This window comes from Nocardia sp. NPDC127606 (assembly GCF_042671725.1).
GTDB lineage: Bacteria > Actinomycetota > Actinomycetes > Mycobacteriales > Mycobacteriaceae > Nocardia.
This window is the reverse complement of sequence record NZ_JBHXWQ010000007.1, coordinates 1-903: the sequence shown is the minus strand read 5'-3', so window position 1 is coordinate 903 and position 903 is coordinate 1. Positions and strand designations below refer to the sequence as shown.

Sequence of the window (903 nt, the reverse complement as noted above, 5' to 3'; positions counted from 1 at the left end):
CTGGTAGCCACCGCGGTCGCCACTGTCGCTGCGCTTGAATCCACCGCGATCGTTGTCGTCACGCTTCTGGTAACCACCACGATCGTTGTCGTCGCGTCGCTGGTAGCCACCGCGACCAGCGTCATCGCGCTTCGGGTAACCACCCTTCGCGCTGTCGTCGCGCCGCTGGTAGCCACCGCGATCAGCGGAGCCACCACGATCTGAACCACCACGGGGGCGGTCGTCGTTGCCACGGTAACCACCACGGTCGCTGGAGCCACCGCGACCGGCGTCATCGCGGCGCTGGTAACCGCCACGGTCGCCACTGTCGCCGCGTTTGAATCCACCACGGTCGGAGCTGCCGCCGCGGTCGTCGCGGTTGTAGCCGCCACGCTGACCCTCGGGACGACCGGAGCCGCGATTGTCGTCGTTGCGACGGAATCCACCCCGGTCGGAGCTGCCACGATCGGAGCCACCACGATCCGCGCTGCTGCCTCGGCCTGCGTCATCGCGGCGGAATCCGCCGCCTTCGCCACGGCCAGAGCCGCGATTGTCACCGTGTCCGCCGCGGGGGCGATCGGTCGGTTCGCCACGCCGGCCGAAACCGGGGGCGTCTCCGTCCCGGCGGAACGGCTTCCGTCCGTCGTTGTGTTCCGACACGGCGATCCCTCTCTAGGTTCCCCGGCCTCCGGGGAGTGTTGTCAATGGCCCCGCCACTAAGAATTCAACCACGGACGAAGGACGGGGCATCGTCCGCCTGGCGTACCGAACTCGTATCGAGTCCACAAACGCCGATAGGGGACCCAAATAAGGGTCCCCTATCGCGAAGGATGTTCCGGCAGTGTCCTACTCTCCCACACCCTGTCGAGTGCAGTACCATCGGCGCAGGTGGCCTTAGCTTCCGGGTTCGGAATGGGACCGGGC

The 903-nt window shown here is 67.2% G+C and carries 1 protein-coding gene and 1 rRNA gene; both read right to left on the bottom strand.

What is annotated here, in order from left to right; genetic code table 11:
• Positions 1-488 (bottom strand): hypothetical protein (locus ACFVJ5_RS26325; RefSeq protein WP_379223978.1); only part of this gene is annotated, 488 nt, incomplete at its 3' end.
• Between the two features lie 324 nt (positions 489-812).
• A 5S ribosomal RNA gene (gene rrf, locus ACFVJ5_RS26320) occupies positions 813-903 on the bottom strand; the annotation flags it as partial.